The sequence below is a fragment of the Nocardia sp. CC201C genome (assembly GCF_030010695.1).
Lineage (GTDB): Bacteria > Actinomycetota > Actinomycetes > Mycobacteriales > Mycobacteriaceae > Nocardia > Nocardia otitidiscaviarum.
Map to the genome: position 1 here is coordinate 1 of NZ_JASCXP010000049.1, position 26,546 is coordinate 26,546.

The 26,546-nt window shown below is 71.6% G+C and carries 11 protein-coding genes; 2 read left to right on the forward strand and 9 right to left on the reverse strand.

Features of this window, described 5'->3' with window-relative positions; all coding sequences use genetic code 11:
* The first annotated feature begins 486 nt into the window (after positions 1-486).
* On the forward strand, positions 487-16,809 hold the full coding sequence (locus QK444_RS08090) for a non-ribosomal peptide synthetase (protein WP_282778609.1): 16,323 nt from the start codon (positions 487-489) through the stop codon (positions 16,807-16,809).
* Between the two features lie 4 nt (positions 16,810-16,813).
* On the opposite strand, the gene QK444_RS08095 is transcribed toward QK444_RS08090, so the two are convergent.
* Positions 16,814-17,080, reverse strand: coding sequence for a hypothetical protein (locus tag QK444_RS08095; protein WP_029932128.1), 267 nt, complete (start codon positions 17,078-17,080; stop codon positions 16,814-16,816).
* 168 nt (positions 17,081-17,248) lie between these two features.
* Between QK444_RS08095 and QK444_RS08100 the strand changes: the two genes are divergently transcribed.
* On the forward strand, positions 17,249-18,643 hold the full coding sequence (locus QK444_RS08100; protein WP_282778612.1) for an MFS transporter: 1,395 nt from the start codon (positions 17,249-17,251) through the stop codon (positions 18,641-18,643).
* Positions 18,644-18,690: 47 nt separating this feature from the next.
* On the opposite strand, the gene QK444_RS08105 is transcribed toward QK444_RS08100, so the two are convergent.
* The 8 genes from QK444_RS08105 to QK444_RS08140 form a co-directional block, all read right to left on the reverse strand.
* Positions 18,691-18,930: a hypothetical protein gene (locus tag QK444_RS08105; RefSeq protein WP_282778614.1), complete on the reverse strand. Its 240-nt coding sequence runs from the start codon at positions 18,928-18,930 to the stop codon at positions 18,691-18,693.
* Entirely contained in the window at positions 18,927-20,195 is a 1,269-nt protein-coding gene (locus QK444_RS08110; protein ID WP_282778615.1) for an MFS transporter, read from the reverse strand. Before QK444_RS08110 ends, QK444_RS08105 begins: the two co-directional genes overlap by 4 nt.
* Before the next feature lie 23 nt (positions 20,196-20,218).
* On the reverse strand, positions 20,219-21,073 hold the full coding sequence (locus tag QK444_RS08115; protein WP_282778617.1) for a GAF domain-containing protein: 855 nt from the start codon (positions 21,071-21,073) through the stop codon (positions 20,219-20,221).
* 67 nt (positions 21,074-21,140) lie between these two features.
* Positions 21,141-22,682, reverse strand: coding sequence for an FAD-dependent monooxygenase (locus QK444_RS08120; RefSeq protein WP_282778619.1), 1,542 nt, complete (start codon positions 22,680-22,682; stop codon positions 21,141-21,143).
* A gap of 42 nt (positions 22,683-22,724) precedes the next feature.
* A complete protein-coding gene (locus tag QK444_RS08125; protein WP_282778621.1) occupies positions 22,725-23,939 on the reverse strand; it encodes a cytochrome P450 in 1,215 nt (404 codons plus the stop codon).
* On the reverse strand, positions 23,936-25,468 hold the full coding sequence (locus tag QK444_RS08130) for an MFS transporter (protein WP_282778623.1): 1,533 nt from the start codon (positions 25,466-25,468) through the stop codon (positions 23,936-23,938). Before QK444_RS08130 ends, QK444_RS08125 begins: the two co-directional genes overlap by 4 nt.
* Entirely contained in the window at positions 25,465-26,139 is a 675-nt protein-coding gene (locus QK444_RS08135; protein WP_282778625.1) for an HAD family phosphatase, read from the reverse strand. The genes QK444_RS08130 and QK444_RS08135 overlap by 4 nt, the downstream gene beginning before the upstream one ends.
* Positions 26,136-26,525: an AfsA-related hotdog domain-containing protein gene (locus QK444_RS08140; RefSeq protein WP_282778627.1), complete on the reverse strand. Its 390-nt coding sequence runs from the start codon at positions 26,523-26,525 to the stop codon at positions 26,136-26,138. The genes QK444_RS08135 and QK444_RS08140 overlap by 4 nt, the downstream gene beginning before the upstream one ends.
* Positions 26,526-26,546: the final 21 nt, after the last annotated feature.

Below are 26,546 nucleotides of genomic sequence, written 5' to 3' on the forward strand. Positions count from 1 at the left end.
CGGCAGGTAGGGCGGGAAGACCGCCGGCACCACGAGCGCGAGCAGGGCGGCGCAGCAGAAGGCGATCAGCAGCGCACGGGCGGGCCGCGCTGCGGCCGCGGTGCGGGGCTCGGCGGATTTTCCGACCGACATCGGGTACCTCGTTCCTGGATCAGTCGATATCGACTATTCGAGTGTGCGAGCGACGCCCGCGCGACACATCCGGGATCACCCCGACTTCGCACCCCCACCCTTATGGCTATCAATCCGGAATAGCCATGAGCTATCGGGGCTCGAGATCGTTTACGGCTCGGCGAATGGCTACGGATCGGCAACCCTCGACCGTCCCGGCCTGCGAAGAAAGCGGGTGAGTGCACACGGCTGGGCAACCTGTGGTCTGATATGTCCCCGAATGCCCCCAGAATCGATGTCTTCCCGGTCACTCACGGCCGGGTCCGTCGGTATCTACACACCACGGGCTCGACGCGAGAGGATTGCAGTACTCGAATGGACAGGGTTCGTCGCACCGTTCGAGAACGCAGCCGCCGCCGGTCCAGCAGCCCGCTGTTCGTACAGCTGCTCACCAGTGCGATCGAGAGCGCGTCGGATTCCATTGCCATCAGCTATGATCCGACCGGGGAGGTCGGCGCGCGGCGGGAGATCAGCTATCAGGAGCTGGACGCGTCGTCGTCGCGGCTGGCACGGGAGCTGATCGCCCGGGGCGTCGGGCCGGGCGACGTGGTCGCCATCGGGTTCACCCGCTCGGTCGAATCGGTGCTGGCGGTTTGGGCCGTCGCCAAGACCGGCGCCGCGTACCTGCCGGTCGATCCGACGCTGCCGCCGGAGCGCGCCGCGTTCATCGTGGCGGACTCGGGTGCGGTGCTCGGGGTGACCGGGACGCTGCCGACCGGACTCGATACCGCGATCGACTGGCTCGAACTGGATGATCCGGCGCAGCGGGAGCGGATCGCACGGCAGCCCGCACATCCGGTCTCCTATGTGGACCGGGTGCGCACCCTGACCGAACGGCATCCGGCCTACGTCATCTACACCTCGGGCTCCACCGGTCGCCCGAAGGGCGTCGTGGTGACCCACACCGGTCTCGCGCCACTGGTGGCGGCCGCGCGGGAACGCTATCGCGTGGACGCCCACGCCCGGGTGCTGCACGTCTGCTCCCCGAACTTCGATGTCTCCGTACTGGAATTGCTGCTCGCGTTCAGCACCGGCGCGACCCTGGTGATCGCGCCCCCGACCGCCTTCGGCGGCGACGATCTCGCCCGGCTGCTGCGGAGCGCGCGGGTGACCCATATGCTCATCACCCCGGCGGCGCTGGAGACGGTCGATCCGGCCGGACTGGACGAGCTGCGGGTCGTGGTGGTGGCCGGTGACGCGTTCGGACCGACCCTGGTGCGCCGGTGGGCGGCCGGGCGGTCGTTCTGCAACGGCTACGGCCCCACCGAGGCGACGGTGCTCGCGACCAGCAGTGCGGCGCTCACCGCGGACGAGCCCGTCACCATCGGCACGGCGCTCCCGGGTATCGGTGCGGCGGTGCTGGATTCGCGGCTGCGTCCGGTACCCGACGACGTTGTCGGTGAGCTCTACCTGTCCGGCCCCGCACTGGCGCAGGGGTATCTCGGACGGCCGGGGCTGACGGCCGAGCGGTTCGTGGCCGGACCGTTCGCCGGGGCGGGCGCACGGATGTACCGCACCGGAGATCTGGTGCGCCGCCGCGCGGACGGCGCGCTCGAGTACGTGGGCCGCTCGGATTTCCAGGTGAAGATCCGCGGTTTCCGGGTCGAACTGGGCGAGATCGACGCCGCGCTCACCGCGCACCCCGATATCGACTTCGCGACCACGATGGGCACCCGCGCCCCGTCCGGGGCGACGGTGCTGGTGTCGTATGTGCTGCCGCGCGCGGGCGTCGCCGTGGACACGGGCGAGCTCACCGCCTTCGCGGGCGCGTCGCTGCCGGGCCACATGGTGCCGTCGGCCGTCATCACGCTCGACTCGATTCCGCTGACCCCCAACGGCAAACTGGACCGGCGGGCGCTGCCGGAACCGGTGTTCGAGACGACGGTGTCCCGAGATCCGGTGGGGCCGTTGGAGACCAGCATCGCCGAACTGTTCACCCAGGTGCTCGGGGTGCGGGTCGGCGCGGAGGACTCGTTCTTCGCCGTGGGCGGTGACAGTATCCTCTCGATCCAGCTGGTGTCGCGGGCACGCGCGGCCGGTATCGTCTTCACGCCGCGCGATGTGTTCGAACATCGCACCGTCGCCGCGTTGGCGCGGGTCGCGGTAGTGGGCGCGGACGCGGTGCCGGCACTCGCGGAACTGCCCGGCGGCGGTGTCGGCGACATGCCGCTGACCCCGGTGCTCGCGGCGCATCTGGCCGACGGCCGCTCATACGGCCGGTTCACCCAGCAACTGGTGCTCGCCCTGCCCGAACGGGTGGACCGGGCCGGACTGGTCGCCGTGCTGACCGCGGTCCTGGACCACCACGACATGTTGCGTACCCGGGTGCGGTGCGTGGACGGCCGCTGGGAACTGCGCGCCCTGCCGCCCGGTGCGGTGGCTGCGGGCGACCTGCTCACCCGCGTGGACGCCCCCGCCGACCGCACGGTCGACGAGTTGAGCGAGATCGCCGGTGCCGCACTGGACTCCGCGCTGGACACCCTCGACCCGGCCACCGGTCGGATGATCGCCTGCGTCTGGCTGTCCCGCCCGGACGGCCCCGACGCACTCGTGCTCGCCGCCAATCACTATGTGATCGACGGTGTTTCGTGGCGCATCCTGATATCGGACCTGGTCACCGCCTGGGCGCAGCACACGGCGGGCCGGACGATCGCCCTGCCCCCGGTCGGCACCTCCTTCCGGCGTTGGGCGCACGGCCTGGCCGAGGTCGCGGCCACCCGCGCCGACGAACTCGATCACTGGCTGCGAACCCTGGCGATCGCCGATCCCCCGCTCGGCACCCGGCCGCTGGACCCGCGCGTCGACACCGCGGCGACCGTCCGGCAGTTCAGTGTCGAACTGCCGCCCGCCGTCACCCACGCGGTGCTGACCGACCTGCGCACCCGCTACCGGGGCGGCGTCGACGACGGTCTGCTGGCGGCACTGGCGCTGGCGGTGCGCACGTGGCGCGCCCGGCGTGGAATCGACAGCGCGGCAACGCGTATCCGACTCGAGGGACACGGCCGCGAGGAGCAGGTGGTGCCCGGCGCCGACCTGACGCGCACGGTCGGCTGGTTCACGAGCATGTATCCGGTGGCGCTGGATCTGTCCGGCATCGACACCGAGGCCGCGTGGCAGGGTGGAACCGCGACCGCGGCGCTGCTGAAGGCGGTCAAGGAGCAGCTCATCGCGGTGCCCGACCACGGCATCGGCTTCGGCATCCTGCGGTATCTGCACCCGGACGCCGGGACGCGACTCGCCGGTGACCTGGGGCAGGTCGGCTTCAACTATCTCGGCCGCGTTTCGGCGGGCGATATCCCCGATGCCCTGGCCGACGGCGGTTGGCTACCCACCGCCGACTGGGGTGAGCCCCGCGCGCACCAGGATCCGACCATGCCCGCACCCGCGCTGGTGGATGTCAACGCGGTGGTGGCCGAGGATGAGACCGGTGCGCGGCTGTCCGCGTCGTTCGCCTACGCCGCCGAGATCCTCGACGAGGCAGCCGTGCGCGAGCTGGCCGCGGACTGGGTGGCGGCGCTGACCGTCCTCGCCGATCACGCGCACGATCCGACGGCCGGTGGCCTGACCCCGTCCGATGTCCCGCTGGTGCGGGTCCGCCAGGGCGAGCTCGAGCACTGGCAGACCGCCTATCCGGGGCTGGTGGACGTGCTGCCGCTGTCCCCGCTCCAGCTCGGACTGCTGTTCCTCACCCAGGTGTCGGAGGCCGAGGCCGATCCGTATCTGCTCCAGTGGGCCATGGAACTGTCCGGCGCGGTCGATCTGGAGCGGCTGCGGCGGGCCGCGCAGGGCATGCTCGACCGGCACGCGGTGCTGCGCACGGCCTTCGTCACCACCGCCGACGGCACCCCGGTGCAACTGGTGGCCGAGGGCGTGGCGGTGCCGTGGTGCGTGCTCGACGGTCCCGACACCGATCCGGCGGCGCTGCTGTCCGCCGAGCAGCGGCGCGGATTCGATCTCACGGTTCCCCCGCTGCTGCGGTTCACGGTGTACCGCACCGATTCCGGGCGCACCCATCTGGTGTTGACCGCGCACCATCTGCTGCTGGACGGCTGGTCCATGCCACTGCTCATGAAGGAACTACTGCTTTCCTATGCCGCGCACGGTGATTCGACGGTGCTGCCGCCGGTGCGCCCGTATCGCGACTATCTCGCGTGGCTGGCGCGCCGCGATCGGGACGCCGCCACCCAGGCGTGGCGCAGCGCGCTGGAAGGCGTGTCGCCGACCCGGGTGAGCACGGTCCTCACCGGACCCGCGGAACCGGATGCCGGACACGGGGTGTGTACCGCCGATCTGACCGAAACCGACACCGCCGCACTGCTCGACGCGGCCGCGGCCGCCGAGGTCACCGTGAACACGGTGGTGCAGGCGGCCTGGGGGCTGGTGCTGGCGAGCTGTGTGGGACGCGACGACGTGGTCTTCGGCGCGGTGGTGTCCGGACGGCCGCCCCAACTCGACGGCGTCGACGATATGGTCGGCCTGTTCGCGAACACCATTCCGGTGCGGGTGCGCTTCGACGCCGACGAACCGGTACGGCATCTGCTGACGAGACTCCAGCACGAACAGGTCGCACTGCTCGACGCACATCACATGGGCCTCAACGAGATTCAGCGCACCGCGGGTGCGGGCGAGCTGTTCGACTCGCTGCTGGCCTTCGAGTCCTATCCGGTGGACGCGGACGGACTGCGGCAGGCGTACGGCACCATCGACGGCCTGGAGATCGACGGCCTCCGGGCGGTGAACTTCACGCACTATCCGGTGGCCGTCGAGGTCGAGGTGCGAGCGCGGGTGCGCATCGCGGTGCAGTACCGCCGCGATACCGTCACGGCCGCGTGCGCGCAGGCGCTGGCGGACCGATTGCGGTCACTGGTCGGGGAATTCGTGGCGGCACCCGAGCGCACGCCAGCACAGCTGGCGGCGCGGCTCGACGCCGGCGGCGACATGATCGCCCACGCCCGCTACTGGCGGGAGGCGCTCGCCGAGCCGCCCGAGGAGTTGAATCTGCCGGTGGATCGGCCGCGCACCGCCGCGGGCGCCACCGCCGCCGCACGGCTGGAGATCGACCTCGACGCCGAAATACGGCAGCTGCTCCCGGATTTCGCGCGGTCCCGAGACACCACCGTATTCACCGTCGCGCACGCCGCCTTCGCGGTGCTGCTCGCCCGGCTGTCGGGCGCTACCGATATCGCCATCGGCGCTCCGAGCGCCGTGAATTCGGACGATATCGTGTTGCTGCGGACCGCCGTTCCCGGTGACGACGGTTTCGAACGGCTCGTCGCCCACGCCGACGACAGTGCCCGGCAAGCCTTCGCGCACGCGGACCTGCCCTTCGACGGTCCCGTGCGGACCATGGTGTCCGCCGGACCCACGCTCCCCGACCGCTCCTGCGAGTTGACGCTGCGGCTGCCCGAGCGCGGCAGCACCGTCGAATTCGGTTATGCGCCGGAGCTGTTCGACCGGCCCACCGTCGAGGTGTTCGCGCGTCGCTTCCGACGCCTGCTCCGCGCCGCCCTCCGGGAGCCGTCGCGACCGGTCGGCGATCTGCCGCTGCTGGCGGCCGACGAACTGGCCCTGCTGACCGCGGTGGCCCCCGACGCCGTCATGGCCACCGGTCTGCTGCCGGACCTGCTCACCCGCGGGCTGGCGCTGGGCGCGGACCGGGTGGCGGTGCGCTACCGGGGCCGCTCCCTCGATTACGGCGAACTCGACTCCGCCAGTTCGCGATTGGCGCGCCTGCTGATCGACCGGGGCGTCGGCCCGGAGCAGTTGGTCGCCGTGGCGCTGCCGCGCTCCTCCGAGATGGTGCTCACCGTGCTCGCCGTCGCCAAGGCCGGTGGCGCGCACGTCCCGGTCGACCCGGCCCATCCGGTCGAGCGCATGCGGCACATGGTGACCGATTCCGGTGCGGCACTGGGCATTACCACCACCGAGTACGCCGACCGGCTGCCCGGTGACATCCCCTGGCTGCTGCTCGACGATCCGGACATCGAGCGGGACCGCGCGGCGCGGTCCGGCGACGCGGTCTCCGACGCCGATCGCCGTGCGCCACTGCGCATGCACAATCCCGCCTACGTCATCTACACCTCGGGTTCGACGGGCCTGCCCAAGGGCGTCACCGTCACCCATACGGGTCTGGGCGGTCTGCTCGACGAGGCGGTGCGGCGCTACGAGCTGGAACCGCACCACCGCTTCCTGCACATCTGCTCACCGAGCTTCGATCCGTCGGTCCTGGAGTGGCTGTGCGCGCTGTCGGTGGGCGCGACGCTGGTCATCACGCCGCCGGAGATCATCGGTGGCACCGAGCTGGCCGAGCTGCTGCGCACCGAGGCGGTCACCCACGCCATCATCACCCCCGCCGTCCTGGGCACCGTCGATCCGGCCGGACTGGACGCGCTGGCGGTGCTGTCGGTGGGCGGCGATGTGACGACCCCAGAACTGCTGGCCCGCTGGCAGCCGGGGCGGCGCTACCTGAACGGTTACGGCCCGACCGAGACCACCATCATCTCCTCCTACGCGGAACTGGAACCGGGACAGCGCATTACGATCGGCGAGCCGGTGCGCGGCATGTCCGCGCTGGTGCTCGACGCCCGCCTGCGGCCCGTTCCGCCGGGCGTCGCGGGTGAGCTGTATCTGGCGGGCGGCGGTCTGGCCCGTGGCTATCGCAACCGGCCCGGGGCGACCGCCGCCCGCTTCCTCGCCGATCCGTGGGGCGAACCGGGCGCGCGCATGTACCGCACCGGTGACGTGGTGCGCTGGTACGCCGCGCCGCACGAACGCGCCGGGAATGTCGCCGATCCCGCGGTGCGCTGGCTGCTCGACTACGTCGGCCGCACCGACACCCAGGTCAAGGTGCGCGGCTTCCGGGTGGAACTCGGTGAGATCGACGCGGTGCTCACCGCGCACGCCGATATCGACTTCGCGGTCACCCTGGGCCGGACGCTGCCGTCGGGAGCCACCGCACTGGTGTCGTATGTCCGCGCGGCACCGGGCCGCACGGTCGACACCGCCGCCCTCACCACCCATGCCGCGGCTGTGCTGCCCGCGCATATGGTGCCCGCCGCGGTGCTGGTGATCGACGAGGTGCCACTGACCGCCCACGGCAAACTCGATCACCGCGCCCTGCCGGAACCGGTGTTCGCGACGGCGGTGACGCGCGCGCCCCGGGGACCGGTCGAGACCCGGCTGGCCGAATTGTTCGCCCAGGTGCTCGGTGTCGCGTCGGTCGGCGTGGACGAGTCCTTCTTCGCCATCGGCGGCGACAGCATCATGTCCATCCAGCTGGTGTCGCGGGCCAAGGCTGCGGGCATCGTCTTCACCGCCCGGGACGTATTCGAACAGCGCACCGTGGCCGCCCTGGCCCGGGTGGCGAGCGTGGGATGCGATGCGGCACCACCGGCACTGGCGGAGCTACCCGGCGGGGGCGTGGGTGAGATCCCGCTGACCCCGGTGCTCGCGGAATTCCTGGCCACCGGTTCCGCCGACCGATTCGCGCAGACCATGGTGCTGGCGCTGCCGGAGGGCATCGACCGCGCCGGACTGGTCGCCACGCTGGACGCGGTGCTGGACCGACACGAGATCCTGCGCTCCCGGGTGTGGCGGGACGCGGACCGCTGGCGGTTCGAGACGCTGCCCCGCCCCGCCGTCGACGCCGAAACGCTGATCACGGACACGGCGGTGCCCCCGGGCGTCGACCGCGCGGAACTCGCCCGGATCGGCGGTGCCGCGGTCGATTCCGCCCTGGCGGCGCTGGCCCCCGCCACCGGCCGGATGCTCGCCTGCGTGTGGCTGCGCCGCCCCGACGCCGCCGACGTGCTCGTCATCGCCGCGCACCACTATGTGATCGACGGCGTGTCGTGGCGCATCCTCATTCCGGACCTGGCCACGGCCTGGGCGCAGTATGCGGCCGGGCGGCCGATCGCGCTGCCGCCGACCGGTACGTCCTTCCGTCGCTGGGCGCACGGCCTGGTGGACGCGGCCCGCGACCGCATCGGCGAAATCGACTACTGGCTGGGGGTGCTGGCCACCCCGGACCCGCCGCTGGGCGCGCGGGCACTCGATCCCACCGTCGACACGCAGGCCACGCTGCGGTCGGTCACGGTGCCGGTACCGGCGGAGATCACCGAGTCGATCCTGACCACCCTGCCCGCCCGCTATCGCGGCGGCGTCAATGACGGGCTGCTGGCGGCGCTGGCCATGGCGGTGCGCGCCTGGCGATCCCGGCGCGGCATCGCGGCCCCGGTCACCCGAATCCGGCTGGAGGGCCACGGGCGCGAGGAAACCGTGGTGCCGGGCGCGGACCTGAACCGCACCCTGGGCTGGTTCACCAGCGTGCATCCGGTGGCGATCGACCTGACCGGGCTGCCGGACACCGATCCGGGAGCGGTGATCAAATCCGTCAAGGAACAGCTGCTCGCGGTGCCCGACAAAGGGATGGGCTTCGGCCTGCTGCGTCACCTCGAACGCACCGCCGCCGACCGGCTCACCGGGGATATCGGCCAGCTCGGCTTCAACTATCTGGGCCGCACGGGCGTATCCGCCGACGCCGTCGCGCACGACTGGATGCCGACCGCCGCGCTGGGCGACCTCGAGGTCGACTACGACCCCGCCGTGCCGCTGGGCACCGTCGTCGACATCAACGCGATCACCGCAGAGACACCCGACGGTCCCCGGCTCGAACTCGGATTCGGTTATGCGGGCGGCATTCTCGACGAGGCCGCGGTGACCGAACTGGCCGCCGACTTCGTCGCCGCGCTCACCACGCTGGCCGAGCATGCGCGCGACCGCGCGGCCGGTGGGCTCACCCCGTCCGACGTCCCGCTGGTACGGGTGTCCCAGGCCGAGCTGGACCGCTGGCACGCCGACCATCCGGGCCTGTCGGACGTGCTGCCGCTGGCGCCGCTGCAGGATTCGCTGCGGGTGCTCATGGAATTGCTCGACGGCTCCGTCGACGCCTACATCATCCAGCTCGCCGTGCGCCTCACCGGAGATCTGGACACTCCCCGGCTGCGCCGCGCCGCGCGCGCCATGCTGGACCGGCATGCGAATCTGCGTTCCGCCTTCGTCGCCGCCGCGGACGGCACCCCGGTGCAGGTGGTGGTGGACGACCTGGAGGTGCCGCTGCGGGTCGTCGAGGGCGTCACCGCGGCCGAACTGCCGGAGCTGATCGCCGCCGAGCAGCGCCGCAGTTTCGATCCCGCGGTCGCGCCCCTGCTGCGATTCACGGTGTACGCCACCGATTCCGGGGCGCGCCACCTCGTGCTCACCGGCCATCACATCCTGCTCGACGGCTGGTCCATGCCACTGCTCATGCGGGAGCTGCTGGTGCTGTACGCGACCGGCGGCGACACCGCGGCGCTGCCGCCGGTCCGGCCGTATCGCGACTATCTGCGCTGGCTCGCCCAGCAGGATCGCCCGGCCGCGGCGCGCGCCTGGTCCGAGGCGCTGACCGGCGCCTCACCCACCCTGCTCGCCCCCGAGCTGACCTGGCCCGCCGCGACCGGAACCGGTTTCGGGCGCTGTGATGTCGAGCTGTCGAACGAACAGACCGCCGCGCTCACCGCCTACGCCGCCGCGGCCGAGGTGACCGCCAATACGGTGCTCCAGACGGCGTGGGGGCTGACCATCGCGGGCAGCACCGGTCGGGAGGACGTACTCTTCGGGGCCACCATCTCCGGCAGGCCCGCGCAGCTCGACGGCATCGGCGAGATGATCGGCCTGTTCGTGGACGCCATTCCGGTGCGCGTCCGCTTCGACGCGGGGACCACCGCACGGTCGCTGATGGATGGTGTGCAGGCCGAGCAGGCCGCCCTGCTGGACCATCACCACCTGGGGCTCGGTGCCATTCAGCGCGCGGTCGGACGCGGTGAATTGTTCGACACCATGCTGGTTTTCGAGTCCTACCCGGTGGATGTGGCGGGGCTGCGGCGGGCCGGTGCGGCCATCGACGGGCTGCGGATCGAGGACATCGAGGCCGAGGACTTCACGCACTATCCGATCACGGTGCTGGTCTTCCTGGAACAGCGCACGCTGATGCGGGTGAAGTACCGGCGCGACCTGGTCGCCGACGCGACGGCGCGGGCCGTCGCAGACCGCCTGCACCGGGTGCTGACCGGGCTGCTCGCGGACCCGGACCGCACGGCCGCCGCCTTCGCCCGGGAACTCGACCGCGAATCCGGCGATACGATCTCGCGCTCCCGCTACTGGCGTACCGCGCTGGCCGGACTGCCCGAGCGACCGGAACTGCCGGTGCACCGGGCCGCTGGCCCGAATTCCCGTGGGCGCGTGACCTTCTCGGTCCCCGCCCCGGTCCGGGAGGGCCTGCACCGGCTCGCGGACCGCACCGGGGTGGCCTGGACCACGGTGGTACGCACGGCCGTGGCGGCGGCGATCGGGCGGCTGGCGGGTGTCGACGATATCGCGCTGGGCGCCCCGCGGCCGGGCGGTGACCGCGCCGCACTGGTACTGCGGACGCGGGTGGACAACGCCGCCCCCTTCCGAGACCTGCTTCCCCGGGCGCACCGCGACGCGGTGGCGGCGTTCGAGCACGCCGATATCGGGCTCGACGAGGTCGCCGCGCTGATCGCCGCCCGGCAGCCGCTGTTCCGGGTGGCGCTGTCCTTCCAGCGTCCACCGGACCCGCATGCCGATGTGGCGCTGAGCATGTCGTCCGACGGCCAGGGTGAGCTGGCGTTCGCCGCCCGGGTCTTCGACACCGACGGCGCGGCCGTCTTCGCCCGGCGGGTGGTCCGGATGCTCGCGGCGGTCGCCGAGCGGCCCGACACCCGGGTGGCGGATCTGCCCCTGCTCGTCGACGACGAGTACGAGCGCCTCACCCGCATGGGCGGCGGGGTGCCGACCGCCGTGGGCGCGCTGCCCGATCTGCTCACTCGGGGAACCGAATTCGGCCGAGATCGCGTCGCCGTACGCGCGGGCGGTCGCTCGTACACCTACGGAGAACTGGACGATCACTCCTCCCGGCTGGCGCGGGTGCTGATCGAGCGCGGCGTGGGGCCCGACACCGTGGTGGCGCTGGCATTGCGGCGCTCCTACCGCATGGTGGCGGCCATCTGGGCGGTCGCCAAGGCCGGTGGCGCATATCTGCCGCTGGACCCCACCCATCCGGTGGAGCGCATCCGGCTCATGCTGACCGATTCCGAAGCCGCCCTGGGGATCACGCTCACCGAACAGCTGCCCGCACTGCCCGACGCCGTGGACTGGCTGACGCTCGACGATCCCGCCGTGTGCGCGGATCGGTCCCCGGCGGCGGTGACCGACGCGGATCGCCGGGCGCCGCTGCGTCCCTCCCACGCGGCGTACGTGATCTACACCTCCGGATCGACGGGCCGCCCCAAGGGCGTCACCGTCACCCACGCCGGGCTCGGCGCACTCGTCGGCCATTCCGCCGAACTGCTGCGGCTCGACCCCGATTCCCGCATGCTGCACGTCTGTTCGCCCTGCTTCGACCAATCGCTCGAGGAGATCGCCACCGCCTGCTACAGCGGCGCCACCCTGGTGCTCGCCCCGGCGGATACGGTCGGCGGCGCCGAACTGCACGAGCTGCTGCGCACCGAGCGGGTGACGCACACCATCATCACGCCCGCCCTGCTCGACACCGTCGACCCGACCGGGCTCGACGATCTCGCGGTGGTGTCCGCGGGCGGCGAGGCCACCACCGGGGACCTGCTGGCCCGCTGGCAGCCGGGGCGGCGCTTCCTCAACGGCTACGGCCCCACCGAGGCCACCATCGGCGCGACCTACACCACGCTGCGGGCGGGCGAACCGGTGTCGATCGGCCGTCCGATACCCGCCGGCTGGGCCGCGGTGCTCGACGACCGGCTGCGGCCGGTGCCACCGGGTGTGGTGGGCGAACTGTATCTGGCCGGTCCGGGCCTGGCGCGCGGCTATCACAACCGCCGCGCCACCACCGCCGAGCGATTCGTCGCGCACCCCTGGGGTGTGCCGGGCGAGCGCATGTACCGCACCGGCGATCTGGTGCGCTGGGTCGGCGTTCCGGCCGCCGGAGCGGTCGGCGGCACGCTGGAATACGTGGGCCGCACCGACTTCCAGGTCAAGATTCGCGGATACCGCATCGAACTCGGCGAGATCGACGCGGTGCTCACCGCGCATCCGGAGGTGCGCGCCGCGGCGACCATCGGACGCGAGCAGGGCGACGGCGCGGCGTCCCTGGTGTCCTATGTGGTGGGCCACGCCGTCGATACGGCGGAGCTGACCCGCTGGGCGGCGGATCGCCTGCCGTCGTACATGGTGCCCGCTGCCATTGTCGCGCTGGATGCGCTTCCCCTGACCGCCGTCGGCAAGCTCGACCGAAAGGCGTTGCCCGAACCGAGTTTCCACCCGCGCGCGTACCGAGCGCCCGCGACCGTGCCCGAGCGGACCGTCGCGGAGGTGTTCGCCGAGGTGCTCGGGCTCGAGCGAGTCGGCGCGGACGACGACTTCTTCGCATTGGGCGGCAACTCGCTGCTCGCCACCCGGGTCAGCGCCCGGCTCGGCGCGGCGGCCGGTGCGCCGGTGCCGGTGCGGCTGGTGTTCACCGCGCCGACCGTCGCGGGCCTGGCGTCCGAACTGGCGGCGATCGGCGGCGCTCCGGCACGTCCCGCACTGGTGTCGGGTCCACGGCCGGAACGGATTCCGCTGTCTCCCGCGCAGCGGCGGATGTGGTTCCTCAACCGGTTCGACGCCGAATCCGCCGCCTACAACATCCCGGTCGCGCTGCGCATCAGCGGCGCGGTGGATATCGAGGCCATGCGGCGGGCGTTCACCGATCTGGTGCTGCGCCACGAGATTCTGCGCACCGTCTACCCGCACCACGACGATGGCCCGGTGCAGGTCGTGCTGCCGCCCGAGGACGGCGGCGTACCCCGGCTCGAGGTGGGCGCGCTGCCCGCCGCCGAGGTCGCCGCGGCAGTCGCCGACCTGGCGGCGACCGCATTCGACGTGACAGCGCGGGTGCCGCTGCGGGCGGCGCTGTGGCGAGTGGACACCGACGAATTCGTGCTGGCCCTGGTCGTCCACCACATCAGCGGTGACGGCTACTCGGGCGGGCCGCTCACCCGGGATCTGGTGGCGGCCTACGCGGCTCGCGCCGCGGGCCGGGCACCGGAATGGAACCCGCTGCCCGTGCAGTACGCCGATTACGCGCTGTGGCAGCGCGACCTGCTCGGCAGCGAGGCGGATCCGGACTCACCGGCGGCCCGGCAGATCGCCTACTGGCGCGACGCACTCGCCGGATTGCCGGATCAGCTGGACCTGCCCGCGGACCGTCCGCGCCCGGCGGTGCGGTCGTACGCCGGTGGACGGGTCGAACTCGGTATCGACGCGAGCACCCATGCGGCACTGGTGGAGATGGGGCGCACGCGGGGCGCGACACTGTTCATGGTGGTGCACACCGCGTTCGCGCTCCTGCTGTCCCGGCTGTCGGGCAGCGACGACATCGCCGTCGGCACCCCCATCGCCGGGCGCGGTGCGGCCGAACTGGACGATCTCATCGGCATGTTCGTCAACACCCTGGTCTTCCGCACCCGGGTGGAGGCGGATCTGGATTTCACCGAACTGCTGGATCGGCAGCGCGACACCGACATCCAAGCGTTCGCACACGCCGATGTGCCGTTCGAGCGGCTGGTCGAGGTGCTGAATCCGGCCCGGTCCACCGCCCGGCATCCGCTGTTCCAGGTGGGCCTGTCCTTCCAGAATCTGGCCCCGGTGACGATGGAGCTGCCCGGCCTGCGGGTGACCGCGCTGTCGGCGGATCGGCAGCTGTCCCAATTCGATCTGCACCTGATCCTGGCCGACGTCTACGACGCGCACGGCGCGCCCGCGGGCATCGGCGGCGCGCTCACCTATGCCGCGGATCTGTTCGACGAATCGACCGCACGGGGTTTCGCGGACCGCTTCCTGCGGGTGCTCGACGCGGTGGTGGCCGATCCGCGCGTGCGGCTCGACGCCATCGATGTGCTGCTGCCCGCGGAACGGGCGCGGATGCGCTCGGCGTGCGACACCGCGCATCCGACGGATGCGACCGAGACGCTGGTGTCGCTGCTCGACGCCGCGGTCGCGGCCACCCCCGACGCGGTCGCCGTGGTGGCCGCCGACGGTGAGCGCTGGACCTACCGCGATCTCGACGCCCGGGTGAACCGGCTGGCGCGACACCTGATCTCGCTCGGCGTCGGACCGGAATCACGGGTCGCGCTGGCCATGCGGCGCTCCGTGCGACTGGTGGTCGCGATGTACGCGGTCAGCCGCGCCGGTGGCGCGTACGTACCCGTGGATCCCGATCAGCCCGCCACCCGCACCGACTACATCCTGACCACGGCGGCACCGGTGTGCGTGCTGACCGATGCCGCAACCGGTTTCGCCACCGCCGCCGCACCGGTGGTCACCGTGGACGCGCTCGACGGCGATACGGCGAGCGCGGACCCGATCACGGCCGCCGAGCGGCGCGCGCCCGTGCGACCCGGCCATGCGGCCTATGTCATCTTCACCTCGGGTTCCACCGGCCGTCCCAAGGGCGTGGTGGTGACCCACGGCGCGATCGTCAACCAGTTGCGCTGGAAGACAGCGGAATTCGGGATGACCGCGGCGGACGCGGTGCTGGTGAAGACGGCGGCGACCTTCGACCTGTCGGTGTGGGAGTTCTGGTCCGCCGCCGCCTGTGGTGGCCGTCTGGTGCTCGCCGCGCCGGACGGGCACCGCGACCCGGCCCACCTCACCGCCCTCATGGCCCGCGAGGGCGTCACCACCCTGCATGCGGTGCCGTCCATGCTGGAGGCGCTGCTGACCGGGCGGCTACCCGGCTCCCTGCGCCGCATTCTGGCCATCGGCGAGACGCTGCCCGCCGCACTCGCGCACCGCTGCGTCGCCGCCGCACCGCAGTCGACCCTGGCCAACCTCTACGGTCCCACCGAGACGGCGGTGTCGATCACCAGCCATCGCGTCACCGCGGCCGATACCGTGTCGGTTCCGATCGGCGCCCCGGTGTGGAACAGCCGGGTGTACGTGCTGGACGCACGGCTGCGCCCGGTGCCGGTCGGTGTCCCCGGCGAGCTGTATCTGGCCGGGGCGCAGCTGGCGCGCGGCTATGTCGACCGGGCGCGACTGACGGCCGAGCGCTTCGTCGCCGATCCGTTCCGGCCGGGTGCACGCATGTACCGCACCGGCGATGTGGTGGCGTGGACGGCGGCCGGTGAACTCGACCATAGGGGCCGCACCGACTTCCAGGTCAAGATCAACGGCTTCCGCATCGAACTCGGCGAGATCGATGCCGTACTGGCCGCACATCCGGAGGTCGACTCCGCGGTCACGGTGGGTCGGGAAACCCCGGCCGGGGCAACCGTTCTGGTGTCGTATGTGGTCGGAGTCCGAGACGGCGCGACGGACTCGGCGCGGCTGCTCGCCTGGGCCGCGGCGGCGCTGCCCGCGCATATGGTGCCCGCCGCCGTCGTGGTGCTCGATCGGCTGCCGCTGACCTCGGTCGGCAAACTCGACCGAAACGCGCTGCCCGCACCGGAATTCGCGTCCCGCACCCACCGCGCCCCGGTGACGGCCCTGGAGACCGCGGTCTGCGAGACCTTCGCCGATGTGCTGGGCCGCGATCGCATCGGCCTGGACGACAACTTCTTCGAGCTCGGCGGCAACTCCCTGCTCGCCACCGACCTGGTGGCCCGGCTGAGTACCGCCGTGGCCGAGGTGGTTCCGGTGCTGTGGATGTTCACCACGCCCACCCCGTCCGGCATCGTCGCGCAGTTGCGCAACCGGGGCTCCGACTGTGCCGGTGCCGAGGCCGCCTTCGATATCCTGCTGCCGCTGCACGGTGGCGACCCCAGCCGTGAACCGCTGTTCTGCGTCCATCCCATCGCCGGCGTCGCCTGGTCGTTCGCGGGCCTGGCGGCCCACACCGACCGACCGATCTACGGTCTGCAATCACCCGCACTCAGTTCGACCGCGCCCCTGCCCGATTCGATCGAGGATTGGGCGCGGCTGTACGTCAAACAGCTGCGCGCCGTGCAGCCCGACGGGCCCTATCATCTGCTGGGCTGGTCGCTCGGCGGTGTACTCGCCCACGCCATGGCGGTCCAGCTCCAGGACGAGGGCGAGCAGGTCGCGCTGCTCGCGGTCATGGACAGCCACCTGCACCACACGCCAGCCGGAACACCCGGCGAACCGTCCCGCGCCGAAACACCCGGCACTGAAACACCCGGCACTGAAACACTCAGTGCCGCAAGGACGTCCGTCACCGTGGCGGACCTGCTCGGCGGGCTGTTGGGCGAGCGCGCCGCCGACCTGGAGCCGGGCGACGATCCGGACCCGGCCCGGCTGGCCGAGCTCATGCGCACGCTCCCGGAACCGTTCGGCTCCTTCGGCACCGACCGCATCGAACGCGTCGTCACCGCCGCCTTCGACTCGGCGGCCCTGGTCGCGGCCTATCGTCCGCGCCCCTTCGCCGGTGATGTCGTCTACTTCACCGCCGCGCTGGACGATCCGACCGGAACCAGCGGCGCGGCGACGTGGCGGGCGGCGGTCACCGGGGCGATCCACAACCTCCCGGTGTCCACCACGCACTGGCGGATGACCACCGACGCCGCTCTCCGCCGCATCGCCGCGGCGCTCGACGCCCGGTCCCGCTAGTCGATCACCGCCAGGGCAGACATCCCGCGGCGCGCAGCCGCGCCACCAGCCCGGAGTCGACCGTCGCGCTCGACCCCTGCCCGGCGGCGAGGGCCAGCGCCAGGTCCGTACCCAGACCGGCGCCGATGGAGCAGCCGAGCAGGGTGATGTCGACGGATATCGTCTCGTCGCCACCTCCGGGCGCGGGTTCGTCGGCTCCCGCCGTACCGGTCGCGGTCATGGTGGCCGCGGCGAGCGCCGCGGCGATTACGCCAGCTTTGATCGTTCGCACGGCAGTGCAGAGTAGCCGACGTCACCGTACCCTCGCTTGCCACATACCCCCATGGGGTATACATTTCCGGTCTCGCGACGACCACCCGAGAGGAGACCGCCATGTGCGAGTGCCGATGTCCCCATGCCCGCGAACCGCCACCCCAGCCCACTCCCAGGAAGTGCCCCGATGCGTACCACGCCTTCGACCGCCACCCTGTTCGCCCATCACGACTATCTCCGACTCTTCGTCGCGCAGCTGTCCGCGCTGTTCGGCACCGGACTGACCACCGTCGCACTGGGATTGCTCGCCTACGAGTTCGCCGGTGGTGACGCCGCCGCCGTACTCGGCACCGCACTGACCATCAAGATGCTCGTCTACGTGACGGTCGCGCCGATCGTCGCCGCCTATGCCGACCGGTTCCCGCGCCGCGCGTTCCTGGTGTCGCTCAACGCCGTTCGCGCCGCGGTGGTGCTGGCCCTGCCGTTCATCGATCAGGTCTGGCAGATCTACGCGCTGATCGCGGTGCTCCACACCGCTTCGGCCGCCTTCACTCCGACCTATCAGGCGATCATTCCCGACATCCTGCCCGACGAGCGCGAGTACACCCGCGCACTGTCCGCCGCCCAGTTGGCCGCCACCATGGAGACGCTGCTGAGCCCCGCACTCGCCGCCGCGGCCCTGGCCGTGATCAGCTACCACTGGCTGTTCGTCGGCACCGCCATCGGTTTCGCCGTCTCGGCCGCCCTGGTGCTCGGCACCCGCGTTCCGAACGCCACCGGGGCGACCTCGGGCGGCTTCGCCGACCGGATCGCGGTCGGGATGCGGATATTCGCCGCGACGCCCCGGCTGCGCGGGCTACTCGGCCTGAATCTGGTGGTGGCCGCCGCCGGGTCGATGATCATGATCAATACCGTCAACTACGTGCGCGACACCCTCGGCGGCACCCAGTCCGGCGTGGCACTGCTGCTGGCCGCCAATGGTTTCGGCACCATGCTCGTCGCACTGGCACTGCCGCGCGTACTCGACCGCCTCGGCGCACGGCCGGTCATGCTGACCGGCGCCGCCACCCTGGCCACGGCGCTCGCCGCCGCCGTCGCGCTTTCCCTGGCGGGCACGGGCGGATGGCGCTGGACCGCGGCCGCCATGATCTGGGCCGTCGTCGGCGCGGGCACCGCCGCCGTTCTGACCCCCACCGGTCAGGTCCTGCGGCGCTCCTCGCGACCGGCGGACCGCCCCGCCCTCTTCGCCGCCCAGTTCTCGCTCTCGCACCTGGCCTGGCTGATCACATACCCCATCGCCGGATGGCTCACCACCGCCGCCGGTTTCACCCCCACCTGGACCGCCCTCGGCGTCCTCGCGCTCGCGGGCATCGCGGTGGCCGCGCGGATGTGGCCGCGCCACGACCCGGAGGTGATCACCCACCTGCACGAGGTCGGCAGCATCGACCCGGCCCGCCTCGCCGACGCCGTGCGCGTGAGCGATCGGCACTACCGGCACACCCACCCCTATGTCATCGACGCCGACCATCCCCGATGGCCCACGGCGGCGGACCGCACACCGCGGCCGGCGCTGGCGGCCTGACCACGTCGAATACCGCGGGCGCCCGGCATATCCGGGCGCCCGCCCACTCACAGCAAATCGCGGGCGGGTGAGCCGGGCGTATCCGTGCCTGGCGGGGACACATCGGTACCATCCGGGGTGAACAGACCGGGAATGCCGAGTTCGGTGGCGGCTTCCAGGGAATCCCACCCTGCGGCAACGGCATTGGAGAACAGTTCCAGACGATCCTGCCCCGCGGCGGCGTACTCGTGGACGGCCGCGGTGTATCTGGCTCTGGCGGCGCGCAGCGCCTCTCGTGTCACGTTCACCTTGACCACACTATCGGCAAACTTTCAGCAACGGAACCCCGTGCCTGCTGGTCTCGCCGCGCGGACGCCAGATTGGTCCAGGCGCTCACCAGCAGCAATACCACCACGTAGGCGGGAAGTACCAGGTCGGAGGTGGCGGTCATCTGCTCGAAGAACGGTGTGGTGCCGCCGAATACGGCGACGGTGATGCCATAGGGCAACGCCTGGCCGAGCGCGCGGTGCCGGGCGGGGAACAGCGCCGACATGCTGGCGGGCAGGGTGGCGCACAGGCAGGCCAGCAGCACGGTGGCGATGAGGATGACCGCCCAGTAGGTCACCGGGGTGGCGTGCTCCAGCAGCAGGTGCAGCGGAATGGTCGCGGCGGCCATGGCGAGGGTGCCGCCGAAGAGCGTGCGCCGCACGCCGATCCGGTCGCCGAGCAGACCGAACGCGGGCAGGGCCAGCGCGAAGACCACGGTCGCGCCGACACCGGCCCACAGCACCCCGTCGTCGTCCAGGCCCAGCACGGTCAGGGCGTAGGCGGTGGGCGCGGCGGTCCACAGGTAGTACGCGGAGGTGACGCCGACCGTCAGCCCCGCTACCACGGCCATCGGGCCCAGCAGCGCACGCCGATCGCGCACCGGCCGGGGCTCGGGTTCCCACGCCGCCCGGGTGTCCGGGAGCCGCAGCCGCAGCAGGAAGAACGCGGTGGCCGCGATCCCGCCCAGCAGGAACGGCAACCGCCACCAGCCGTCCAGCAGCGCCTGCCTGCCCAGAACCGATACCAGCACGGCCGCGAGCACACTCGCGGCCAGCTTGCCCGCGGCGGCGAAGACGTAGAACATGCTGGTGAACAGGCCGGTCCGGGCGGGCGGCGCGCACTCGTAGAGATAGGTCTGCGCCACCGGCAGTTCACCGCCCTGGGTCAGCCCGAGCAGCAGCCGCCACACCAGCACCAGCACGGGTGCGGCGGGACCGATCACCGCCGTCCCGGGTGTCAGCGCCATGCCGTACGCGGCCGTCCCGGCGCCCGCGACGCAGACCAGCATGGCGATCCGCCGCCCGCGACGATCCGCCAACCGGCCCAGCAGCACACCGCCGAGCGGGCGCGCCACGAATCCAGCGGCGAACACACCGAATCCGAAGAGCAGCGACCGCCGCAGGTCACCGGCGAAGAAGACCGGCGCGAAGTAGGCCACCAGCAGTGCGTACAGCACCCAGTCGTAGCTTTCCAGCGCGATACCGGCGCAGATGACACCCAGGCGGGGTGTGCGAACACGGGCCATGGTGCCTCCCCGTCGATTCGGGACTACGGCGGTGGGATCACCCGCAGCGCAGTCGATTCGGGCAGTCCGGGCAACAGTATCGAGGGTCCGGCGGGTGCGGATGCCTCGCCGCGCACCACCGCCGCGGGCAGGAAATCCGCTGGGGCGGTGAGCCAGGCCCGCACCCGCCCCGAGGCGGTGTGCACCAGCGCGGGGCGGGCGTCCGCCGCCACCGCCGCCAGCACGTCGGCGCTCAACAGCTCCGCCGGTGTGGGCGGTTGGTCCGGCAACTCCTGGCTGATTCCGTGCAGCAGCAGCCGTCCCTCCCGATGAGCACCGCGAAAGGCATACCGCACTTTCATGATTCGGCCGTCCGGTCGACGCATGAGCCACTCCCCCGTTCCGGTGGCATCGGCGGCCGCGGTATCGATGGCGGCCAGCGCCCCGGCGATCTCGGGCAGCCCGATCAGGGTGGACAGCACCTCGGTGATGGACGGTTCGCTCGCGTCCGGGAATCCGTAGAACGCCGCCGTGCCGGGATGGGGCACCGCCCGCGGTCGGCCGGGGTCGGTCACATCCCAGGTCCAGCCGAGCGCACCGGGCGGCGGTGGCGGGTTCTCATCGCGGCTGCCCAGCCACACCATGACCGCGTGCACCTGGCGACCGGGGCCGAGAATCGGCCGGGCGTAGGCGAGCCGGGTACCGGGGGTCAGATCGACCAGCGTCTGTGAATCCTTGAGATTGTCGACCACGACGCCCACCAGTTTGTGCACCATGGCCAGCGAGCTGCCCCGGAACACATTGCTCAGCGGCCGCCATTTGCGCGCACGCGAACCAGCGGCAACCACTGTCGGGGCATCCGACAGTGTCTCGATGACCAGCCACTCACCATCACCCACCGCGATACCCCCGGCCCTCCATGGTTGCCGATGGTAACGAACATGCGCAGGGTCCGCAGTCCAGAGATCAGCCAGCAAACTCACCTCGGATCCCGCCCGAGCCCACCGGATCCCCGGCCGTCGCGGTGCCGAACCAGAAGGCGAGCGCGGCGGCGAAACCGGGGCGCAGCGCACCGCCGGTATCGCGGACACCGTCGCCGGACCAGGCGACATAGCCGTCCGGGCGGATGAGCACGACCGGCGGTATGCCCTCCGGCAACCGGTCCACCGCGACCACGTCGACGAGCGGGTGGATCGGCACGGCGCGGTCGACGGCCGGTTCGGCGGTCAGCAGCACCGCGCGTCCGGCCGTGAGCAGATCGCCGATGGTGCGCGCGCCCGCGCCCGGCACCTCGACGGTGAGGTTCGGGAAGAACTCACCCGCCCACGCGCCGTCGTCGGGCGCTCCCGGATAGCTCACCGATTCACCGTTGACGGTGTCGGCGAGCCGGTCGTGGGCGTCCGGATTGCTGAGCAGTTCCCGCACGAATCCGCGCAGCGGATCATGGTCGGGTGCGGGATTCATGAGCATCGCCTGCACGCGCGTGTTCTCCACCAGCCGCGCCGCCACCGGCTGCCGTTCGGTCGAATAGCTGTCCAGCATCGCGGGATTCGCGCCGCCACGCAGTACCGAGACCAGCTTCCAGCCCAGATTCACCGCATCCTGCAAACCGGTGTTGAGCCCTTGCCCACCCAGCGGGTAGTGCACGTGGGCGGCATCTCCGGCCACGAACAGCCGCCCGTCCCGGTAGTCGGTGACCAGGCGGGTGAAGTCGCTGAATCTGCTGGTGTACTCCAGATCCCGCAATTCCACCGGCCGACCGGTGATGCGCTCGACCGCCGCCGCGAACTCCGCCGCCGTGATCGGCCGCCGCCGATCGGGTTCCGGCCCGTCGAATTCGAAGGTGATGATGCGGCTGGAACCGAATCGATTCAGGTTCAACAGTGTCCACCCGCGCGGGGTGGGCTGCCAGCCCGGCCGTAGCTGCTCCGGATGGGGCAGCCGCGCCATGCCGAGCATGGCGCGCAGGGTGGGCGGATACTCCACCGTGGGGAAGTCCCCGGATTCCCGGACGATACCGCGTGGGCCGTCGCAGCCGATCGCGTAATCCGCTGTGAGCGTGTAGCTCTCCGTCCCCTCACGAACGGAGAGCGTGGCGCGGCCGGAATCCTGCCGGACCGCGGTGACGGTGTGACCGCGCCGGATGAGCGCGCCCAGATTCGCCGCGCGCTCTCCCAGCGCCCGCTCCAGGTCGGCCTGGGCGAGCCCGATCATGACCGGGCCCTCGATGGCCCGGGTGCGCAGCGTGAGCCACGGATATCCGGCGAACTGGAAGGGCTCCCGCACGATGTCCCGGTAGTCGGCGTCCACTCGCGGGAAGCGCAGGATGCCGCGCCGCGCCAGGGTCTGAATGGCCCGCGCGTGATAGGTGCCCGCCTTGGGCTGCTCGCTCACCTCGGTGCGGGTCTCCAGCACCACGACCGAAACACCGTGCAGCGCGAGCTCCCCGGCCACCAGCATGCCCACCGGGCCGCCGCCGACCACGGCCACCTCACAGTGCTGCGTCATCCTCGGCTCCTTCCTGTCGGTCACATCCGTCACGTCGATCGGCTACCGGGGCCGGATCGGCAGGGCCGCGGGCCGCCGCAGTCCGATCCCGAAATCCCACGGCACCGCCGCGGGATCGACGGCGAGTTCGGCATCGGGACAGCGCCGGAACAGCTCGGTCAGCACCGCGATCAGTTCCATTTGCGACAGCGCCGACCCCATGCAGCGGTGCATGCCGTACCCGTATTGCAGGTGCTGGCGCGCGGGTCGCTCCAGGTCGATGACCAGCGGGTCGGGGAACACCTCCGGGTCACGGTTGGCGGCCGTGACCCACGGGTAGACGATGCTGCCCGCCGGCAGCGCGCCCGTGGCGGTGACCAGCGGATTGGTCAGCATGCGCGGGAACGCGCCCGGGGTGCCGAGCGGCATCAGGCGCAGGATCTCGTCCACCAGGCGCGGCACGTAACGCACCGGATCGGCGGCGACCCGCCGGTACAGCGGCGGATGCGCCAACGCGGCGTAGGCGGTCTTGGCGAGCATGGTGGCGATATTGTTGTCGCCGCCCAGCACGATGCCCATCACCGTGCCCTGCAACAGCCCGGTGTCCACGGCGGCGAACTCCGGTTCGGCCGCGCGGCGCTTGTAGACGGCCAGCAGGCCGGTGTCGTCGTGCAGGCTGTCGTCGGCGAGTAGGCGACCGACCCAGCTCCACAGTTCGATCCACGCCGTCTCGATACCGGCGATATCGTCGCGATCGGCGTACTGCACGATGCGACCGCGCTCGTTCATCCAGGCGGCGTGTTCGAGCGGAACGCCGAGCAGCGCCAGGGCGGTCTGCGCCGGAACGACGCGGAACACATCGCGGACCAGGTCGGGATCGGCCGCGGCGGTGAGTCGGTCGAAGGCCGCGGCGGTGAACCTGGCCACCGTCGGTTCCCAGGCGGACAGCGCGCGGGCGCTGAATTCGTGCGAGACGAAGCGACGCACCACCCCGTGCACGGGTGCGTCCAGATTGATCAGCACCTCCGGAGCCCAGTTGGTCGGCATGAAGGACGGACCGCCGTCCACATTGCACAGTTCGCGGCTGGATGTGCTGTCCAGCAACAGGGTTCGCACATCGTGGTAGCCGCTCAGGCAGACGGCGGTGTGGCCGCTGGGCAGTTCGATGCGGTCGAAGCCGTCCGGTTCGTCCGGCAGTCGCCGCACGAACGGCTCGGGGGTGTCCAGGTGGGGGATGTCGGTGACGCGGATGCGGGTGTCGGGCAGGCTGAGAGTCATCGCGGGTCCTCGGATTCGGGTCGCAGCAGCACCGCGACCAGTAGGACGAACAGCAGGGAGAGCGCCGCCAGCACCCACAGCACGGGGTGGATGGCGCCGTTGTAGGCCGAGGCCAGCACGGCGGTGTCCACGGCGGGATCGACGGCGGACAGATCGCCGGCGGCGGTGGCGGCGGCGGCCTGGTCGACGACCGCCGGACCGAGTGTGTCGGGCAGCAGTTCACGCACCCGGCCGCCGACCACGGTGGCCAGCACCGAGCCGTACACGGCCACCACCACGGCCTCGCTGCCGAGCCGCACCGTGGAGACCAGACCCGACACCATGCCCGCCCGGGCGGGCGGCACCGAACCGATGGCCTGGCCGTCGACGAGGCCCACCCCCAGTCCGAATCCCGCCCCGAGCAGCACCAGCGGGCCGACGATGAGCGCGATGTTCCGATCCACGCCGACCACGGTCAGCCAGGCCGCGCCCAGCACGTACAGCGCGACACTCACCGTCAGGATCACCCGTGGTGAAACGCCCTGGTGGGCAAGGCGTCCGGCGATGATCGGGGCGACGACCACCGGCACCGTCATAATCAGCATGACCGCGCCGACGGTGGTGGTCGGCATATCCCAGACCACGGTCAGGAAGGTCGGGAAGTAGGTCAGCAGCGCCACGAAACCGACCGCACCCGCCACCGGCACCAGCAGCAGTCCGACCAGGGTGGGGTTGCGCAGCAGGGACAGATCCAGCAGCGGATTGGCCGTACGCCGTTGCGCCGCGGCGAATCCCGCCAGCACGAGCGCACCGGCGACCAGCAGCACGAGGGTGCCCGGCCCGGCCCAGCCCCAGGTGTTGGACTGCACGATGCCCGCGATCACCAGCGCCAGACCGGAGGCGAACAGCGCCGCACCCCGATAGTCGATGCGCGGCCGCTCGGCGTGCGCCACGTCGCGAATGCCGCAGACCGCCGCCAACCCGAAGGCCAGCAGGATCAGCAGCGCGTTCACCGCGAACATGCCCGGCCAACCGACCAGCCCGATGGCCGCCGCGGAAATCGACGGCCCGAAGCCGAGCCCCACCCCGGCCACCGTGCCGAACAGCGCGAACACCCGGGTCCGCTCCGCTCCGTCGAATGTCGACGACAGCAGCGCGCCGCCGCAGGCGAAGATGGTGGCCGCGCCGACCCCGGCCAGCGCGCGGGCGATATCGAGCACCAGGATGGTCGGGGCCACCGCGCTCACCACCGAGGCCAGGAAGAACAGGGCCGAGCCGACCAGAAAACCGCGGCGCAGGCCGAGATGGTCGGCGAGCGATCCGGCCACCAGGCTGAAGGCCGCGAAGGTGAGATTGAAACCGTTCACCACCCACTGCAACTGGGCGGGGGCATTGCCGAGATCCTCGGCGATGCGGGGCAGCGCGACACCGGTGCCGGAGACTCCGGTGGGCACCACCAGCACGGCCACCAACACCGCGGCCAGCAGCAGGCCCCGCCGCTCCACCGGAAGGCGCTGCGCGACATCTGGTTTTACCATCGACTCGGTCATGCCCGCTCCCCCGTGACCGCGGCGGACAGCGGCGACCGCTCATCGAGCCGGGCGTTCAGCTCCGCGATCGCCTGCGCCGCGTCGACGAAGCGCACCGCGCGCCAGCCCGCCGCGATGGCGGCGGCGCAGTTCTCGGCGAGATCGTCCACCAGCACGCACTCGTCGGCGGGCATCCCGGCGCGTTCCCGCGCGAGGTCGAAGATGGCGGGATCCGGTTTGCGCACCCCGACCCGGCACGAGTCCACGATGTGGTCGACCGCGTCGTCGAGATCGACCATGCGCCGCCAGACCGGCTCCCACTCGACCACATTGTTGGTGAGGATGCCGACCCGGTGACCACGCGCACGCAGGTCGAACACCAGTTGCCGCACAAGCGGATTCACCTCGTGACCGGCGAACCACTGCGCGCCGAACTCGCGTTCGCTGCGGGAGAGGTCGATGGCGGGATCGCGCTCGCGCAGGGCGGCGTGCAGGCGATCCACCCACTCGGTCTCCGGCAGCATGGCCAGTTCGATCGGGGCCAGCGGCGCCACGCCCAGGTCGGCGGCCACGCGAGCCATGGCCCATCGCAGCGCCGCCGGGGCGATGCCGGTCTTGCGTTCGTACGCCTCGAACAGCTCCACGATGGGCGGCGAGAGCACGCCCCCGAAGTCGAGATACACCATGCTCATGCGCGCACCCCCGGCATCGGCGCGCGGCCCGGCCGCCGCAGCGCCACCAACCCCTCGGTGATCACGGCATCGCCCTGCACCATCTCGATGCTGAACTCCACGGTGTGATCGCCGGTGACCGGCAACGGTTGCGCGCGGGTGCGGGTGGCCAGTTCGAGCTCGCCGAAGCGCAGGAAGGTGGCGCGCACGGTGGTGAGCACCAGGCGCTGCGGGGAGAGGCCGAAGAGTTCGTGCGCGGCCACCACCGCGGTCTGCCGGAACGCCTCGAAGATCACCGCACCCGGAATGTGGTCCAGCGGATGGTCGAACAGGCTCGGATGGTGTTGGTCCACCACGATTTCCGCGTCCAGCACCGAGGTGTCGGCGGTGGAAACGCCGCGGGCCACAATTTAGATAAAGCGCCGCCC

Excerpts from the sequence above, each read along its gene's own strand:
- QK444_RS08120 (WP_282778619.1), bottom strand. The coding sequence starts at position 22,682 with ATGACGCAGCACTGTGAGGTGGCCGTGGTCGGCGGCGGCCCGGTGGGC.
- QK444_RS08110 (WP_282778615.1), bottom strand. The coding sequence starts at position 20,195 with ATGGCCCGTGTTCGCACACCCCGCCTGGGTGTCATCTGCGCCGGTATC.
- QK444_RS08100 (WP_282778612.1), top strand. The coding sequence starts at position 17,249 with ATGCGTACCACGCCTTCGACCGCCACCCTGTTCGCCCATCACGACTAT.
- QK444_RS08090 (WP_282778609.1), top strand. The coding sequence starts at position 487 with ATGGACAGGGTTCGTCGCACCGTTCGAGAACGCAGCCGCCGCCGGTCC.
- QK444_RS08135 (WP_282778625.1), bottom strand. The coding sequence starts at position 26,139 with ATGAGCATGGTGTATCTCGACTTCGGGGGCGTGCTCTCGCCGCCCATC.
- QK444_RS08130 (WP_282778623.1), bottom strand. The coding sequence starts at position 25,468 with ATGACCGAGTCGATGGTAAAACCAGATGTCGCGCAGCGCCTTCCGGTG.
- QK444_RS08125 (WP_282778621.1), bottom strand. The coding sequence starts at position 23,939 with ATGACTCTCAGCCTGCCCGACACCCGCATCCGCGTCACCGACATCCCC.